This is a genomic window from Streptomyces spinosisporus (assembly GCF_022698145.1).
In the GTDB taxonomy this organism is placed as follows: Bacteria; Actinomycetota; Actinomycetes; order Streptomycetales; family Streptomycetaceae; genus Streptomyces; species Streptomyces spinosisporus.
This window is the reverse complement of sequence record NZ_JALDAX010000003.1, coordinates 209,940-225,971: the sequence shown is the minus strand read 5'-3', so window position 1 is coordinate 225,971 and position 16,032 is coordinate 209,940. Positions and strand designations below refer to the sequence as shown.

The following is a 16,032-nucleotide window of genomic DNA, read 5'->3' as shown; positions in this document are numbered from 1 at the left end:
TGGGGAGTGGCCGCGGCGTTGATGGCGAACACCCTGTACAGCCTCGGTTTCGTCCTGGAGAAACGGGCGCTGACCGCTCTCCCCGAGGTGACCATCCGCAAGCCCGCCCGGCTGCTGCGGCTGGTGCTCGGCAGCCCGCTGTGGATCGGCGGCTCGCTCGCCCTGGCCGCCGGGTTCGGCGCCCAGCTCGTCGTCTACCGCACCCTGCCGATCGCCGCCGCCCAGGGCATCTTCGTCTCCGGACTGGTGCTGCTCGTGCTGCTGTCGGCCCGGCTGCTCGGCGAGGAGACCACGGGACGGGAGCGGTACGCGCTCGGTGCGATCCTCGGCGCCCTGCTCATGGTCGTGCTCTCGCTCAAGGAGCAGGGCGCGGGCGCCGACTCCGTCAGCCGCAGCGCGCCGTACCCGCTGATCCTGCTGGTGTGCGTGCCGTCGCTCGCGGGCGGGGTGTGGCTCTACGGCTCCGCGGAGCGCCGCGCCCGCCACCGGCACCGTGCGCCGACCACGGGGGTGGAGTACGGGGTGGCCGTGGGCCTGCTGTACGGGGTCAGCTCGCTCGCCATCAAGGGCGTGTCGAGCTGTCTGACCGCCCGTGGGCTCGGGCCGGCGGTGTCCGGGGTGCTCCGCTCGCCGTACCCCTATCTCCTGCTGTTCACCGGCGCGTTCGGCCTCGTCATGTCGCAGGCCGCGCTGCAGCGCTGCCGGGCCTCGCTGATCGTGCCCGTGTGCACCACGGTCACCTGCCTGTACACGGCCGTGCTCGGCACGCTCTCGTTCGGCGAGTCGCTTCCGCAGGACCCGCTGCGGCTCGCGCTGCGTCTGGCGGGGATCGCGCTGGCCGTGTCCGTCCTTCTCGCCATGCCCAAACACGATCCTCAGCCCTCTCAACCCCCCATCCCCACCAAGGAGTTGACCCCTCCATGAACCCCGACGACCCGCTGCTGCAGATCCTTGCGTGCCCGCTCGACAAGGGCTCGCTGCACCTTCTCGTGCCGACCGGGCCGACGGAGCACGAGGCGCTCTACAACCCGCGTCTGCACCGCCGTTACCCGATCGTGGACGGCATCCCGCAACTGCTTCCGTCCTCCGGCGAGCAGGTGTCGGACGCCGAGCACGAGATCCTGCTGGAGCGGATGGCCCGGTGATGTCCCGCACCCTGGCCGCCCGGCTTGCCCCGCTGCTGCCCACCCGGCTGGTGGCCGCCACCGCGCGGGCGGTCTATCCGCGCTTCGAGCCCGAACTGGCCCGGCTGGCCGACCTGTGCCCGTCCGGCTGCGGCACCGCCGTGGACGTCGGCGGCTGGTACGGCCCGTGGACGCGACGCCTGGCCGGGCGGGCACGCGACGTCGTGACCGTGGAACCCGTCCCCCATCTGGCCCGGCTGCTCGACTCCGCGACCCCGTCGAACGTACGCGTCGTCCAGGCCGCCGCCTCCGACCGCCCGGGCACCGCCCGGCTGTGGTTCCCGGCCGACGACTCCGGTGACCGGGGGGTGTCCTCCCTGGTCCGGCGGGACATCCACGCCCGCTCCCTGCACGTCCCCTGCGTCACCCTCGACGAACTCGGCCTGCGTGACGTCGACTTCATCAAGATCGACGTGGACGGCGGGGAGCTCGCGGTGCTGCGGGGCGCCACGGGGCTGCTGGCGCGCGACCGCCCGGCGCTGTTCGTGGAGCTGGAGTCCCGCATCCAGCCGATCGCCCGCGTCGTCACCTATCTCTCCCTGCTCCGCTACGACGGCTGGGTGCTGCCGGGCTCGACCTGGGTGCCGCTCGCGCAGTTCCCCCTGGAGGCGCACCAGGCCACCGCCGCGCACGTCGTCTCCCAGGGACTGCTGGGCCGCGTCCTGCCCTTCCGCCGCCATCCGCGCTACGTCAACTCCGTCCTGTTCCTCCCGGACGGGCGGCGCCCCGGCGGCAGCGCGGTCGAACACGGCATGGGCGACCATGGTTCCCATGCCGTCCGCCAAGCGCCCCGCTAGCCCCTTCACCCCGCTCGACTTCCAGCTGGTCCTGCTGCGCCGCATGGCCGACCACAATCCGGACCTCGTGGAGGACGCCCGGCACCAACTGGGCGTCTCCATCGCCGACATGAGGGAGGCCAACAAACGCTGGCAGGCGATGCTGCACTCCCCCCGCGGCCGCGCGGCCGCCTCCCGCTACCGCTCGATCCTCGGCACACCCGAGGCCACGCTCCCCCGCAAGATCGGCGACCTGGACTGCGAGGCCCTGCTCTGGCCCGTCCCCCTCTGGCCCGACCTGCGCTTCGAGGCCCTCCTCGCCCCCAACGGCGCCGTCTGGAACGAATGGCTGGTACGCGCCCCGGGCGCCGAGGGCCCCACCCTGAGGACCCTCGACGACCTCACCCCCTGGTCCTGCACAGTCGACGAGGCCGCCCACGCCTTCGCCCCCACCCGCCCACTGGAGGGCACAGCCCCAACCCGCTGGGGCCTGTCCTTCACGGCCCCGGACGCACAGGGGGTGCCGCGTCAGGTGGCCGCGGAGTTCACCTGGGGGCTGCTGCAACGCACCGCCGTCAGCGACTGAACCAGGCGGCCAGGGCGGTCTCCAGGGCCTCGTCCACCGGTCCGTCGGCATCGGATCCGGCTCCGGTTGCGACTCCGGCTCCATTTCCGGCACCACCCCCTGCGCCGGCCCCCGACGCCCAAGCGATCGCCCCGTCCGGGCGTACCAGTACGGCGTCGAGGCCGTCGTGGGCGATGGACTCGATCCGGACGAGTTCGACGCGTCGTCGCCAGGGCTCGGCCGGCCTCAGGTCCGGTGCGAGGAGGACGGGGCGTCCCTCACGGGTGTAGGTGCTCAGGCGTTCCTCGCGCGTGCCGGTTCTGACGGTCAGGTCGGGGCAGTGGCGGCCGGTCAGGGGGTGGGGGCTCGGGTAGGGGAAGTCGTAGGTGTCGTCGAGGCCGGACAGCATGCGGCCGAGGTGGCGGTTGACGTCGGGGAGGTCCATCAGGTCGGAGAAGATGTCGCGCAGGGCGTCGGTGTGCGGGCCGGGGGTCAGCAGTGCGGACTGGGCGCGGGTGTTGTGCAGGACGCGGGCGCCGGCCGGGTGGCGCTCGGCGGTGTAGCTGTCGAGCAGGCCGGGCGGGGCGTCGCCGCGGACCTCGGCGGCCAGTTTCCAGCCGAGGTTGACGGCGTCCATCAGGCCGAGGTTGAGGCCCTGGCCGCCCATGGGCGAGTGGACATGGGCGGCGTCCCCGGCGAGCAGGACGCGGCCTCGCCGGTAGGTGTCGGCCTGCCGGGCGTGGTCGCCGAAGCGCAGGGTCTCGCCCGTGACGGCGACCTCGATGTCGGCCCCGGTGATCCTGCGGACGCTGTCCTGAAGTTCCTCCGCGGTCAGCGGAGCGTCCCGTTCCTCGGGGGTGTCGCCGAAGAAGTCGAAGGTGGCGAGCATGCCGTTGCCGTAGTAGAGGATGCCGCGGGGCTGCCGCCCCGGCGGCGGGAGCTGCTCCGCACCCTTGAGGATCTCGGCCTGGGCGCGCCGTGCGGTCATGATCGGGGCGGTGCCCGGGAAGGCGAAGCCCGTCAGACGGCGCACCGTGCTGCGGCCGCCGTCGCAGCCGACGGCGTAGGCGGCGCGCAGCGAACGCTCACCGTGCGGGGCGGCCACGGTCACCGTCACGCCGTCCGCGTCCTGCGTGAGCCCGGTGACGGTGTGCTCACGGCGGACCTCGACGCCGAGCCCACTCGCGTACGCCCCGAGCAGTGCCTCCAGGTCCGGCTGCCAGATGAACACGCTCTGCCGCTCGGGCTCCTCCTGCAGCGCCTGTTCGATCTTGAAGATCGTGGAGAAGTGGCCCTTCTCGCTGCCGTGGTCCCGGGCCTTGTCGGCGGCTCCGGCCCCGCCGTGCGCGGCCAGCCGCTCGCCGAGGCCGCGGCGGACCAGCGCCTCGGCGGCCAGTGGCCCGACGCTGCGCGCCTTGTGCTGCGGCGACGGGACCGCGAGCCGTTCGAGGACCAGTGGTGTCGCGCCGGCGAGGCGCAGTTCGGCCGCGAGCAGGAGTCCTACGGGGCCCGCTCCGACCACGATCACATCGGCGTCGTGGGTCATGCCCACCCCTCCTTAACAAGTTAAGCGCACCCTCAACGCTTCCCTTAACTTGTTAAGCTGTCAAGCAGCGGCATCGGAAAGCGGACACCGCACGCGAGCAGGGCGACCAGCCGTCGCCCGCCTCGGGGAAGGACCACAATCGCTTGGCCATCGACAGGGACCACGCGGCACGCACCGCCCTGCGACTGCTCGACGCCGAGGGCCTGGAAAAGCTCACCGTGCGCCGGCTGGCCCGCGAACTCGGCGTCCAGGCCCCCGCGTTGTACTGGCACTTCGCCAACAAGCGCGCCCTGCTGGACCAGATGACGGACGCGATGCTGGCGCCCGCCGCAGCACGCCTGGACCGCCCGGCTCCCGGTCAGCCCTGGTGGGAGTGGCTGGAGGAGATCCTCGGCGGTCTGCGCCGCGCCCTGCTCGCGCACCGGGACGGCGCCTCGGTCGCCTCAGGGGCCGATCTGCGCCGGGCCCACGCACTCGGTCTGCACGCCGAGCGCATCACCCAGGTCCTCCACGAGGCGGGCTTCAGCCTGGCCGACGCCTCCCGCGCGGCCGGGGCGTCGATCCACTTCCTCGTCGGCCGCGTGGTCGAGGAGCAGACCCGGCCCGACCCGGAGGCCGAGCGGGCCGTCCTCGACGCCGCGGACTTCCCGTTCCCCTTCATGGCCCGCTCGATGCACGAACGGCACGCGTCCGCCGCCTCCCCGGACGACGACTTCGGCTACGCCCTGTCGATCGTCGTGGCGGGCCTGCGCACCCTGCACACAGGCGCCAGGGACACCTCGGACACGACGGACTCGGCTACCGCGCCGCCGCCAGAATCGCGTCCCTGACCACGGCCCGCGACCCCGGGTGCAAATCGAGGAACAGGTTCGGCTCGACGAGCTCCAGCTCCATCAGCACCGGCTGCCCGTCCTCCCCGTCGACCACGTCCACGCGCGCGTACAGCAGCTCGGGCGCGTCCGGCACGGCGGCCAACGCCTGCTCCGCGAGGGCGAGTTCGGCCGGGGCGGGCGTCCACGGCACCAGGTCCGGGTGGGCCACCTTGGCGGCGTCGTACGCGGTGCCCGGCGCCAGCACGGCACCCTTGCGCCCGGCGTGCAGGAACCGCCCGCCGAAGAACTGCAGCGCCCGCTCCCCGCCGACGTCGATGCCGGTCAGATACGGCTGCACCATCGCGGTCAGCCCCTCGTCGTGCATGCGCGCGAGGTGCCGTAGCGCCGTGTCGTGGTCGTCCGGCGTGTAGCGGGCGGCGTAGCGGGCGCCCGCGCCCGAGGCCGGCTTGACGACGTACTCGTGGTCGCCGGGCAGGTCGGGGGTGTCGCCGGGTGCGAGATACCGGGTCGGCACGACGGGCACGCCCGCCGCGGCCAGATCGCCGAGGTAGCGCTTGTCGGTGTTCCAGCGCACGACCTCGGCCGGGTTGGCGAGCCGGGTGAGCCCGGCGACCTTCCGCGCCCAGGCCACGAACTCCTCCGCCCGCCAGCTGTAGTCCCAGGTCGACCGGATGACGACCAGGTCGAAGGCGCTCCAGTCGGTGCCGGGGTCGTCCCAGGGCACGGCGACCGCCTCGGCCCCGGCCTCCCGCAGCGCCCGCACCAGCCCCGGAAGGTCGCGGTCCTTGCTGGGTTGCGGTCCGGGGTCGTAGGTGGCGAGGGCGACTCGGGGCACGACGGTCTCCAGTTCGTACGTCCTACGGCGGCGGATACGTCCTACGGCGGCGGATCGCCTCGCAGGCTAACCGGACCGCCCGCAACCGAGGCAACCGAATTGACCTTCCCCTTCGGTGAAGGCCCAGCATCGGTGCCTGGAACACGGGGAGGACTGCCGGATGCCCAAGGACATGCTGACGATCGGCGCCTTCGCACGGGCCTGCCGTCTGTCACCGAAGGCGCTGCGTCTGTACGACGAGCTGGACCTGCTGCGCCCGGCCCATGTGGACCCGCACTCCGGCTACCGCTACTACGCGGCGGCGCAGCTGGAGCGGGCCCGGCTGGTGGCCTGGCTGCGGCGGCTGGGCATGCCGCTGTCCCGCATCCGTGAGGTCTGCGCCCTCGCTCCGGCGGACGCTGCCCACGAGATCCGCGCGTACTGGAGGCAGGTCGAGGCCGAGACGGCGGCACGGCGGGACCTCGCCGCGTTCCTCGTGGACCACCTGACGGACATCCCGAGGAAGGACACCACCATGCTGGAACTGCGTTACTTCGCCCACTCGGACCGCGGCCGGGTCCGCCCCGCCAACCAGGACACGGCCTACGCGGGCGCTCGGCTGCTCGCGGTCGCCGACGGGTACGGTCCGGCGGGCGCGCCCGCGAGCAGCGCGGCGGTCGAGGCGCTGCGGGTCCTGGAGACCGAGGAGCTGCCGGCCGGTGACGTGCTGAACGTCCTTGAGGACGTCGTACGGGGCGCGACCGAAGCGGTACGGGACGCGACGGACGGTTCGCGCGACGACGGCACGACCCTGACGGCCCTGCTGTGGACGGGCTCCCGGCTCGCGCTGGTGCACATCGGCGACTCCCGTGCCTATCTGCTGCGCGAGGGGGCGCTGTTCCGCATCACGCACGACCACACGATGGTCCAGTCGATGATCGACGAGGGCCGGCTGACCCCGGAGGAGGCCACCGCCCACCCCCAACGCACCCTGCTCCTCAAGGCCCTCGGCACCGCCGCGCCGGAACTGCGCCTGCACGACGCGGCCCCCGGCGACCGCTACCTCCTGTGCTCCGACGGCCTGTGCGGTGTCGTCCCCGACGCCCGCATCCGCACCGTCCTCACGTCTGCCGCGAGCCCCGACGAGGCGACCCGCACCCTGATCGCCGAGGCGAACGACGCGGGCGGCCCGGACAACGTGAGCTGCGTGGTGGCGGACGTGGTGGAGACGGGCGGCTGACCCGGGGCGTGCCTTTTCGACGGGCCCTACGGCGCCTCGGGCTCGCCTTCCGCCTCCGGCTCGGTCTCCGGCTCCCAGTCCAGCAACCGCACCTTCGCCACCGTACGGACATGGCGGCGCATGGCGGCCGCCGCCCGGGTGGGGCGCCGGTCGGCGATGGCGTCGAGGATGGCCCGGTGCTGGGCCAGGGACCGGGTGGGGCGGCCGGGCTGGCGCAAGGACTCGGTGCGGCTCTCGGCGATCTGGTCGGAGATGGAGCGCATGAACTCGGCGAGCAGGCTGCTGTGCGCGGCCGCGGTCACCGCCGCGTGGAACCGGCGGTCCCCCTCGACGCCGTGCCCGCCCTCGCGCATCTCCCCCGCCATGTGGTCGAGGGCCTGCCGCATCGCGTCGAGGTCCTCGTCGGTGCGGCGCTCGGCGGCCAGTTCGGCCAGCTTGGTCTCCAAAGCCTCGCGGGCGTCGAGCACGTCGGGCAGCCGGCGCCGGCGCTCGACCATCTTCTCCATGGGCTCGACGTCGAGGCTGTCGCGGACCAGATAGGTGCCGCCGCCGTGCCGCGCCTCGACCAGGCCCTGGACCTCCAGGACCACGATCGCCTGCTTCACCGAGGCCCGGCTGACACCGAGCCGCTGGGCCAGGTCGCGCTCGGGCGGGAGTCGGTCGCCGGCCCGCAGGCCGCTCTCGGTGACGTACTGGCGCAACCGGTCGAGCACCTGCTCGTAGAGGCGCTGCTTGGTCATGGGGCGCAGGGCGTCGGTCACGGGCTCCCCCTCTCGTCGGGAGACTAACACCGTGCCTCTGATTGGCCGAGTGGCTGAACCAATTTTCTGCGCGACCCCTTGACGCACCCCGCGTACGCCCGCACGCTAACCAGCCAACACCCCGAACCCGCATCTGAAGTGGTTCAGCCAATTGACCACTCGGGCATATGCTCCGCCCCCCCACTCCCCGACCGCTCGACAGGGACCCAACGACGGGAGCCCGTATGTCCTCCGAACTCATTTCGATCCTTGTCCTCGTGGTGGTGTTCGTCATCGCCACCACCCGCTCCGTGAACATGGGCGCGCTCGCCTTCGCCGCCGCCTTCGGCGTCGGTGAGCTCGTCGCCGACCTCGACGCGGACGGCATCTTCGCCGGCTTCCCGGGCGATCTGTTCGTCGTCCTGGTCGGCGTCACCTATCTGTTCGCGATCGCCCGGGCCAACGGCACCACGGACTGGCTGGTGCAGGCCTCGATCCGGCTGGTGCGCGGGCGGGTGGCGCTGATCCCGTGGGTGATGTTCGCCCTCACCGGCGCGCTCACCGCGATCGGGGCGGTCAGCCCGGCCGCGGTGGCGATCGTCGCACCGATCGCCCTGAGCTTCGCCGTCCGGCACGGCATCAGCCCGCTGCTGATGGGCGTGATGGTGGTGCACGGCGCCCAGGCGGGCGGCTTCTCGCCGATCAGCATCTACGGCACGATCGTCAACGGCATCGTCGAGCGCGAGAAGCTGCCCGGCAACGAGATCGCCCTCTTCCTCGCCTCACTGTTCACCAACCTGGTCATCGCGGCCGTGGTGTTCGTCCTGTTCGGCGGCCTCAAGCTGTGGAAGCAGGGGGCGGTCGCGCCGGAGGAGGCGACCGGGAGCAGGGCCGCGGAGGACGCGCCCGGCGCCCCCGAGACCAACACCGGCACGGACACGGGAACCGGCACGGGAACCGGCACCGGCACGGGCACGGGAACTGGCACCGTAGCCTCGCCGACCGCCACCGCCGTCGCCACCCACTCCGAGACCGCCGGCGTCATCCGCCTCACCCCGGCCCGGATCGCCACCCTCACCGCCCTGGTCGCCCTGGTCGTCGCCGTTCTCGCCCTGGACCTCGACGCGGGTCTGACGGCGATCACGCTCGCGGTCGTGCTCAGCACCGCCTGGCCCGAGGACAGCCGGCGGGCGGTCGGCCAGATCGCCTGGTCGACGGTCCTGCTGATCTGCGGTGTCCTCACCTACGTCGGCGTGCTGGAGGAGATGGGCACCATCAAGTGGGCGGGCGAGGGCGTGGGCGGCATCGGCGTCCCGCTGCTGGCCGCGGTCCTGCTGTGCTACATCGGCGCGATCGTGTCGGCGTTCGCCTCCTCCGTGGGGATCATGGGTGCGCTGATCCCGCTGGCGGTGCCGTTCCTCGCGCAGGGCGAGATCGGGGCCGTAGGGATGGTGGCGGCGCTCGCGGTGTCGGCGACCGTGGTGGACGTGAGCCCGTTCTCGACGAACGGCGCGCTCGTCCTGGCCGCGGCACCGGACGTGGACCGCGAGCGTTTCTTGAGGCAGTTGATGGTCTATGGAGGGATCGTGGTGGCAGCGGTGCCCGCGGTGGTGTGGCTGGTGATGGTCGTGCCCGGCTTCGGGTAGGACCGACGGGCGGCAACCGTCGAACAGCCAAGGAACACCACGGAACACCAAGGAACACCAAGGAACAGCTAAGGAGTACGACGCGTGTCCTCTCTCTTCCCTGCCCTGACCGGCGGCCCGGCCCGGCGCCCCGCCCTGCGGTTCGGCGACCGGTCCCTGACGTACGCGGAGCTCGCCGCCGCGACCGGCGCCCTGGCGGACCGGATCCCGGGCAGCGGAAGAGTCGCCGTCTGGGCGACCGTGGAGCTGGAGACCGCGGTGGCCGTCGTGGCGGCGCTGGAGGCCGGGGTCGCCGCGGTGCCGCTCAACCCGAAGTCGGGCGAGAAGGAGCTCGGGCACATCCTGTCGGACAGCGCGCCGTCCGCGGTGCTGGCGGCGCCGGGTGCCGAACTGCCCGCTCCCGTACGGGACTTGCCGCGCATCGACATCGAGGTGCACGGCACGACGAGCGCCGCACCCGCCGCCCCCACCACGCCCGATGCCTCCGCCGGCGACGAGGACCCCGCCCTGATCGTCTACACCTCCGGCACCACCGGCCCGCCCAAGGGCGCCGTCATCCCCCGCCGCGCCGTCGCCACCACCCTGGACGCGCTCGCGGACGCCTGGCAGTGGACCGGCGACGACGTGCTGGTGCACGGGCTGCCGCTGTTCCATGTGCACGGCCTGGTCCTCGGCATCCTGGGCCCGCTCCGGCGCGGCGGCTCCGTGCGGCATCTGGGCCGGTTCACCACGCAGGGCGTGGCGCGCGAGCTGAACGACGGCGCGACCATGCTCTTCGGCGTCCCGACGATGTACCACCGCATCGCCGAGGCGCTCCCGGCGGAACCGGAGTTGGCCAAGGCGCTCGGCGGGGCCCGGCTGCTGGTCTCCGGCTCCGCGGCCCTGCCCGTGCACGACCACGAGCGGATCGCGGCCGCGACCGGGCGGCGGGTCGTCGAGCGGTATGGCATGACGGAGACGCTGATGAACACCAGCGTGCGGGCCGACGGTGAGGCGCGCGCGGGGACGGTCGGCGTCCCGCTGCCCGGCGTCGAGCTGCGGCTCGTGGAGGAGGACGGGTCGGCCGTCGCCGCGTACGACGGCGAGACGGTGGGCGAGATCCAGGTGCGCGGCCCCAATCTGTTCACCGGCTATCTGAACCGGCCCGACGCCACGCGGGACGCGTTCACCGCGGACGGCTGGTTCCGCACCGGCGACATGGCGGTCCGTGACCCGGACGGCTATGTCCGTATCGTCGGCCGCAAGGCCACCGACCTGATCAAGAGCGGGGGTTACAAGATCGGGGCCGGTGAGATCGAGAACGCCCTGCTGGAGCATCCGGCGGTGCGGGAGGCGGCGGTGACCGGGGAGCCGGACGCCGACCTGGGCGAGCGGATCGTGGCCTGGGTCGTCCCGGCGGACCCGGACTCCCCGCCCGGCGTCGAGGAGTTGGCGGACCATGTCGCCCGCCGCCTCGCCCCGCACAAGCGGCCCCGCGTCGTGCACCATCTGACCGCGCTCCCCCGCAACGACATGGGGAAGATCATGAAGCGGGCGCTGACCCGTGACTGACCGCCTCTCGGCCCGCGCGTTCCTCGCCCTCGTCGCCGACGAGGATACCTTCCGCGAACTCCCGTACCCGGAACGGAAGTCCGAGCCCGACGGGCCCCTCGGCTGGCAGGGCTACGACGCCTCCCGCGCCCGCGCCGCCGAACGGACCGGCGAACAGGAGTCCGTGGTGTGCGGCACCGCGAGCGTCGCGGGCACCCCGGCCGTGCTGATCGCCTTCGAGTTCGGCTTCCTCGGCGGCTCGCTCGGCGAACGCACCGGCGACCGGCTGGAGTCGGCGTACATCCATGCCCGCGAACACCGTCTGCCGGTCGTCCCGCTGGTCGCCACCGGTGGCAGCCGGATGCAGGAGGGCATGCTCGCGCTGACCCAACTCCAGCGCGTGGCACGGCAGTCGGCGCTCACCCGGGAGGCCGGGCTGCCACAGATCGCGGTGGTGCGGGACCCGACGACGGGCGGCGGCTGGGCCACGCTCGGCGCGGGGGCCGACGTGATCCTCGCGCTGCCCGGCGCCCAGGTCGGCTTCGCGGGCTCCCGGGTCCGGCCGCCGGACGCGGACCCTACGGCGTACACGGCCGAGGCACAGGTCGCGGCCGGGTCCGCGGACGCGGTGGTGGAGACGGCCGAACTGCGCACCACGCTGGGGACCTGGCTACGGCTGCTGACCTCACCGGCGGCCGGGGCGCCCGTCCCCGCGGCCCTCGGCGCGGGCGACCTGCCCGCCACCGGCTGGCAAGCGGTCCAGCGGGCCCGCTCCCCCGAACGCCCGCGGGCCCAGGCCTACTTGGACGCCTACTTCACCCGTCGTACGGCGATCTCCGGTGACCGCTGCGGCGGCACCGACCCCGACGGCATGCTCTGCGGCTTCGGCGAGCACGAGGGCCGCACCGTCGCCTACGCCGCCCAGACCGGGACCGCGACCCGGCCCGCCGGCTACCGCGCCGCCGCCCGGCTGATCCGGCTCGCCGACCGGCTCGGCATCCCGGTGCTGACGCTGGTGGACACACCGGGCGCGGCCAACGACGCGGAGGCGGAGCGGCAGGGCGCCGGCGCCGCGATCGCGGAGGTGTTCGGCGCGGTGGCGGCCGCCCGCACCCCGGTCACCACCCTCGTCGTCGGCGAGGGCGGGTCCGGCGGGGCACTGGCGCTCGCCGCTCCCGGCAACACCTATGCCACGCCGGACAGTTACTTCTCCGTCATCGCCCCGGAAATGGCGGCCGCCATCCTCAAGCGGCCGCCCACCCGGGTCGAGGACACGGCGGACGAACTGCGCATCCGTCCGCAGGACCTGGTGGAGCTGGGGGTCGTCCGTGGCGTCGTACGACCTGTTCCGCCCCGACCGCCCGTGCCACCCTCACCGCCTATTTCACCCCCACCGCCCGGATGATCTCCTGCGTCACCGAGCCGCCGCGGTCGTCGGCGGCCGAGGCGCGCAGGGAGACGTAGGAGGCGTCGCGCGGCACGTTCAGCGTGCCGTGGCCGTCCTTCAGCCGCACCGACCGCCATGACGCCCCGTCGTCGTAGGACACCTGCAGCACAGGGTCGTCGATCGTTCCGGTGTCCGGTGCGCCCTTGACGTACTCGGCGAAGACCCGCACCGGCAGCCGCTTCCCGCCCCGTACGTCGCCCGCGAGGTCGGTGCCGACGTCGAAGCCGAGGTTGATCAGGGGCAGGAAGGTCCACCGGTCGTCGGGGGTGGCCGCGGACCGGAAGGTCCACTCGGAGTGCCCCTGGGTGGACAGCCGCCAGCGGTCCGCGTCGAGCGCGGTGTCGGTGACGACCTTGTAGGTGTGCTCGTCGGCGGGTGCCTCCCAGTCGTACGCGCCGGAGTCGGTGCTCCGGTCGACGAGGGTTCCGTCCCGGTACACCTCCGTGGTCTGGGACATGCCGGCCTCCGTGCTCCAGACGTCACCGAAGCCGGTGTGGTCGGGCCCGGAGTCGCCCCAGCCGGGGGTGTTGAACCGCAGCTGGTTCCCGTTGCGCTGCTGTCCCCAGCCGAGCCCGGTGCCCAGCCACGGGTGCCAGACGGGCCTGAACCAGTTCAGCGTCCGGTGCGAGCCGCCGCGGTAGGTGACGAGCCCGCTGCGCTCCTCCAGTGCGCCGTTCGCGGCCGTCACCGACTCGTGCCAGAGCTGGCCGGGGCCGGTGGACACGTAGTCGGTGCGCTCGGCCGGGTAGTCGATCCGCTCCCGGAAGCCGAGGCCGACGGGGAAGCTGTCGGTGAGGGAGTACCGGAACTCGCCGCCGTCGACCGGCTTGGTGGCGTGGAACTTCGTGTGGAGCGTGGCGAGTTCACGGCCACGGGGCTCGTAGGTCAGGTCGTGGTCCGGCACCGCGCCCCGGTGCCCCTCGGAAAGGTCGTAGACGTAGGGCGAGTTGCGGGTGCCGGTCATGTCGACGCGTCCCGCCGCCCGCAGTCGTGCCGCGTCGGCGGTGTTCACCGTGGCGATCTGCAGGGGCCGGTCGCTGTTGTCGTCGTTGCCCCACCAGGCGGTGAGCCGTCCGGCGGTGGCGTCGGTGACGAACAGCGCCTTCGCGCCGGCGTCCTGGGCGGCCTGCGCGAGGGCGACCGGGTCGGCGCCGTCGGCGAGAGTGGCGAGCACGGCCTTGCCCCGGACCCCGCTGAGGGCGGCCCCGTCGAACTCTCCCGTGCCCACGTCCACGAGCGGCAGTCTGGTGCGCCCCTTCAGGAGGGTGCCGCCGGACTGGACGACGGCCTCGCCGATGCCCTTCACGTCCAGCAGCGGTTTACCCAGCCGCCACACGGTCCGGTACTCGAAGCCGCCCTGCGTGACGCGGCCGGTCGGGGCCGCGAAGATGCTGTCGTACGTCAGCGGCACCTGGACGGCGTCGAACAGGTCGGACCCGTTCGCGGCGCGGTCGTACTCCATGAGCAGCTGCCGCGTCTCGGTGCGCCGCGGCACCTCCGCCCCGATCTCACGCAACTGCCGTCCGTCGAGCGTGACTTCGCGGTCCCGGTCGAGGTCGATCTCGGGCGCCGCGAGGAAGCCGAGCCCGAGCGAGTCCGCGCCGTGGCTGCCGTGCACGTCGAGGAAGGAGGTCAGGCTGTACGTTCCCGGCTGCAGCCGCAGCTTCAGCGTGCCGGTGTCGCCGACGTGCGCCGGAGCGGGGTCCACGCCCTCGGCCAGCTTCTGCACCACGAGGTCGGCGGCGGTGGCGGCTCCCGCGCGGTCCTTCACATGGACGGTGAGCGTGTACCGCTCCTCCTCCTTGACCAGCCCGAACACGGTGTGCGCGACGGGCGTCCCGGCGACGGACGCCACGATCTGCCCGCTGGTGTTCCCCACCGCGGCCTTCGCGCCGTCCCCGGTGACGGTGGTCGACGCCGTCCCGTGCGCGGGCACGGTGAGCGTGGTGTCGGCGAGGGTCGCCACGCCTTCCGGGGCACCCTCCACGGACAGGCTCAACTCGACGTCCGTGCCGGAGGAGTTGGCGTACGTGACGGTCCTGGTGACCGGCTTGTTCGCCTCGTAGGGCCAGCTGTAGAAGCCGAGGTCGGCGCTTCCGGTGGCGGTGACGTCCGCCTTGACGGCATCGGGGACGCTCACCCGGCCCGCGCCCAGCACATAGGCGGACGCGTCCAGTCGCGCGGACGTCGACATCAACGCGTCCTTGAGCCGCGCGCCGGTCCAGTCCGGGTGTTCCTGGGCGAGCAGGGCGGCCACTCCGGCGACGTGGGGCGTCGCCATCGACGTACCGCTCATGGACGTGTAGTAGCCCTCGCCCTCGGTGAGTCGGGACCTGGCGGCGAGGATGTCGACGCCCGGTGCGGAGACGTCGGGCTTGAGGGCGTTGTCGCCGAGGCGCGGCCCGGCGCTGGTGAAGTAGGCGGCCTGGTCGGCCGCGTCGACGGCCCCGACGGTGAGGGCGGCGTCGGCGGCGCCGGGCGATCCGATGGAGGAGGGGGCGCCGGTGTTGCCCGCGGCGACGACGAAGAGGGCGCCGGTCTCCTTCGAGAGGGTGTCGACGGCGCGGGCCATGGGGTCGGTGCCGTCGCTGGGCTCGGTGGACCCGAGGCTCATGGAGACGACCCTGGCGTGCACGTCCCGGGCGGCCCACTCCATACCGGCGATGATCTGCGACTCGCTGCCCGAGCCCTGGTCGTCGAGCACCTTGCCGACGGCGAGCGTGGCCTCGGGGGCGACGCCCTTCTCCTTGCCGTCGGAGGCGGCCCCGCTGCCGCCGACCGTCGAAGTGACGTGGGTGCCATGGCCGTTGCGGTCGGCGACGTCCTCGCCCTCGATGAAGCTCTTGGTCGCGGAGACACGTTGCGCGAGGTCGGGGTGGGAGGTGTCGACGCCGGAGTCCAGGACGGCGACGGTCACCCCCTTGCCGGTGAGCCCGGCGTCCCACGCCGCCCGCGTGCCGATCTGGGCGTTGCTCTCGGCCATGTCGGCGCTGACCCGCCCGTCCAGCCAGACCTTGTCGATGCCGTCCTGCGCGGTGAACGCCCGCCAGAACCCCCGCCCCTTGTCCGCCTCGACGGCGGCCCCGCGCACGCTCGCAAGAGTCCGCGTCCGCACCACGTCCCGCGGCGTGGCGACCTTCGCGCCCTTGTCGTACGTCACGATCAGCGGCAGCTCACCGGTCTTGCCGTCGCCCAGCCCCTGACGTATCAACTCACCGACGTCGAACAGCCGTTGATCGAGTGTCCCGGCACGCAGATAGGGCAGTGCCTCGTCCGGTACGACACTGATCTCCCCGTTCGCCGTCCGGGTCCGGACGGCACCGGAGGCCCCGCGCGGCCGGGTGACGTCCACCGTCCGCCTGCCGTGGCCGAGGTCGGTGACGGTCACCTTGTCGCCGGTGACGAGGGTCACGGTGTGGGTGGCGGTGCGCGTGGCGGCCGGATCGGGTGCGGCCCTCTCGGGCGCGACCGCCGCCGCCGTACCGGCCGGCAGCAGGGCGATCACGAGCCCCGCCGACAGGAGGGTCGCTCTGCGTCTGCCTGGTCCTCTGCTCATGCATGCCTCTCTCGGTCGAGTGCTGCACAGGATGTCGGGGCCCGTGGGGCAGGAGGGCCGGCCGGACGTGGCGGGTTGGCGCCCTGGCGGTTTTCCGCCAGCCTCACGAAAACGGCACATCCGAAACCGCGACAGCGCCCAACACCGTCCGTAAC

At 73.1% G+C, this 16,032-nt stretch carries 13 protein-coding genes; 9 read left to right on the top strand and 4 right to left on the bottom strand.

What is annotated here, in order from left to right; translation table 11 throughout:
- Nucleotides 1-6: 6 nt before the first annotated feature.
- The 4 genes from MQN93_RS09215 to MQN93_RS09200 are packed head-to-tail and all read left to right on the top strand — an operon-like array spanning nt 7 to nt 2,546.
- Nucleotides 7-924 carry a membrane protein gene (locus tag MQN93_RS09215; RefSeq protein WP_037782476.1) on the top strand — a complete coding sequence of 306 codons (918 nt, stop codon included), beginning with the start codon at nt 7-9 and terminating at the stop codon, nt 922-924.
- The gene (locus MQN93_RS09210) at nt 921-1,145 is read left to right on the top strand and encodes a Trm112 family protein (RefSeq protein WP_016435436.1); all 225 of its coding nucleotides are present in this window, start codon (nt 921-923) and stop codon (nt 1,143-1,145) included. The genes MQN93_RS09215 and MQN93_RS09210 overlap by 4 nt, the downstream gene beginning before the upstream one ends.
- The gene (locus MQN93_RS09205; protein WP_242709064.1) at nt 1,145-1,981 is read left to right on the top strand and encodes an FkbM family methyltransferase; all 837 of its coding nucleotides are present in this window, start codon (nt 1,145-1,147) and stop codon (nt 1,979-1,981) included. The genes MQN93_RS09210 and MQN93_RS09205 overlap by 1 nt, the downstream gene beginning before the upstream one ends.
- On the top strand, nt 1,947-2,546 hold the full coding sequence (locus tag MQN93_RS09200) for a hypothetical protein (RefSeq protein ID WP_242709063.1): 600 nt from the start codon (nt 1,947-1,949) through the stop codon (nt 2,544-2,546). Before MQN93_RS09205 ends, MQN93_RS09200 begins: the two co-directional genes overlap by 35 nt.
- Here the strand turns inward: MQN93_RS09200 and MQN93_RS09195 are convergent.
- Nucleotides 2,536-4,071 (bottom strand): FAD-dependent monooxygenase, encoded by a 1,536-nt coding sequence (locus MQN93_RS09195; RefSeq protein ID WP_242709062.1) that lies wholly within the window; start codon nt 4,069-4,071, stop codon nt 2,536-2,538. The genes MQN93_RS09200 and MQN93_RS09195 overlap by 11 nt on opposite strands.
- Nucleotides 4,072-4,214: 143 nt before the next feature.
- Here MQN93_RS09195 and MQN93_RS09190 point away from each other — a divergent pair, with 143 nt between their 5' ends.
- Nucleotides 4,215-4,901, top strand: coding sequence for a TetR/AcrR family transcriptional regulator C-terminal domain-containing protein (locus MQN93_RS09190; RefSeq protein ID WP_242709061.1), 687 nt, complete (start codon nt 4,215-4,217; stop codon nt 4,899-4,901).
- Here MQN93_RS09190 and MQN93_RS09185 read toward each other — a convergent pair.
- Entirely contained in the window at nt 4,870-5,739 is an 870-nt protein-coding gene (locus MQN93_RS09185) for an ATP-grasp domain-containing protein (RefSeq protein ID WP_242709060.1), read from the bottom strand. The genes MQN93_RS09190 and MQN93_RS09185 overlap by 32 nt on opposite strands.
- 160 nt (nt 5,740-5,899) lie before the next feature.
- Between MQN93_RS09185 and MQN93_RS09180 the strand changes: the two genes are divergently transcribed.
- A complete protein-coding gene (locus tag MQN93_RS09180; protein ID WP_242709059.1) occupies nt 5,900-6,958 on the top strand; it encodes a MerR family transcriptional regulator in 1,059 nt (352 codons plus the stop codon).
- A gap of 26 nt (nt 6,959-6,984) precedes the next feature.
- Here the strand turns inward: MQN93_RS09180 and MQN93_RS09175 are convergent, their stop codons facing one another.
- The gene (locus MQN93_RS09175; protein ID WP_242709058.1) at nt 6,985-7,719 is read right to left on the bottom strand and encodes a FadR/GntR family transcriptional regulator; all 735 of its coding nucleotides are present in this window, start codon (nt 7,717-7,719) and stop codon (nt 6,985-6,987) included.
- A gap of 224 nt (nt 7,720-7,943) precedes the next feature.
- Between MQN93_RS09175 and MQN93_RS09170 the strand changes: the two genes are divergently transcribed.
- From MQN93_RS09170 to MQN93_RS09160, 3 genes are all read left to right on the top strand, one after another.
- Nucleotides 7,944-9,344, top strand: coding sequence for an SLC13 family permease (locus tag MQN93_RS09170; RefSeq protein ID WP_242709057.1), 1,401 nt, complete (start codon nt 7,944-7,946; stop codon nt 9,342-9,344).
- Nucleotides 9,345-9,428: 84 nt separating this feature from the next.
- The gene (locus tag MQN93_RS09165) at nt 9,429-10,895 is read left to right on the top strand and encodes an acyl-CoA synthetase (RefSeq protein WP_242709056.1); all 1,467 of its coding nucleotides are present in this window, start codon (nt 9,429-9,431) and stop codon (nt 10,893-10,895) included.
- Complete coding sequence (locus MQN93_RS09160) at nt 10,888-12,279, top strand: carboxyl transferase domain-containing protein (RefSeq protein ID WP_242709055.1); 1,392 nt, start codon at nt 10,888-10,890, stop codon at nt 12,277-12,279. The genes MQN93_RS09165 and MQN93_RS09160 overlap by 8 nt, the downstream gene beginning before the upstream one ends.
- Here the strand turns inward: MQN93_RS09160 and MQN93_RS09155 are convergent.
- The gene (locus MQN93_RS09155; protein WP_242709054.1) at nt 12,254-15,877 is read right to left on the bottom strand and encodes a S8 family serine peptidase; all 3,624 of its coding nucleotides are present in this window, start codon (nt 15,875-15,877) and stop codon (nt 12,254-12,256) included. The two genes, MQN93_RS09160 and MQN93_RS09155, sit on opposite strands and share 26 nt — an antisense overlap.
- Between the last annotated feature and the right edge of the window lie 155 nt (nt 15,878-16,032).

Excerpts from the sequence above, each read along its gene's own strand:
- MQN93_RS09210 (WP_016435436.1), top strand. The coding sequence starts at position 921 with ATGAACCCCGACGACCCGCTGCTGCAGATCCTTGCGTGCCCGCTCGAC.
- MQN93_RS09205 (WP_242709064.1), top strand. The coding sequence starts at position 1,145 with ATGTCCCGCACCCTGGCCGCCCGGCTTGCCCCGCTGCTGCCCACCCGG.
- MQN93_RS09200 (WP_242709063.1), top strand. The coding sequence starts at position 1,947 with ATGGTTCCCATGCCGTCCGCCAAGCGCCCCGCTAGCCCCTTCACCCCG.
- MQN93_RS09195 (WP_242709062.1), bottom strand. The coding sequence starts at position 4,071 with ATGACCCACGACGCCGATGTGATCGTGGTCGGAGCGGGCCCCGTAGGA.
- MQN93_RS09180 (WP_242709059.1), top strand. The coding sequence starts at position 5,900 with ATGCCCAAGGACATGCTGACGATCGGCGCCTTCGCACGGGCCTGCCGT.
- MQN93_RS09170 (WP_242709057.1), top strand. The coding sequence starts at position 7,944 with ATGTCCTCCGAACTCATTTCGATCCTTGTCCTCGTGGTGGTGTTCGTC.
- MQN93_RS09155 (WP_242709054.1), bottom strand. The coding sequence starts at position 15,877 with ATGAGCAGAGGACCAGGCAGACGCAGAGCGACCCTCCTGTCGGCGGGG.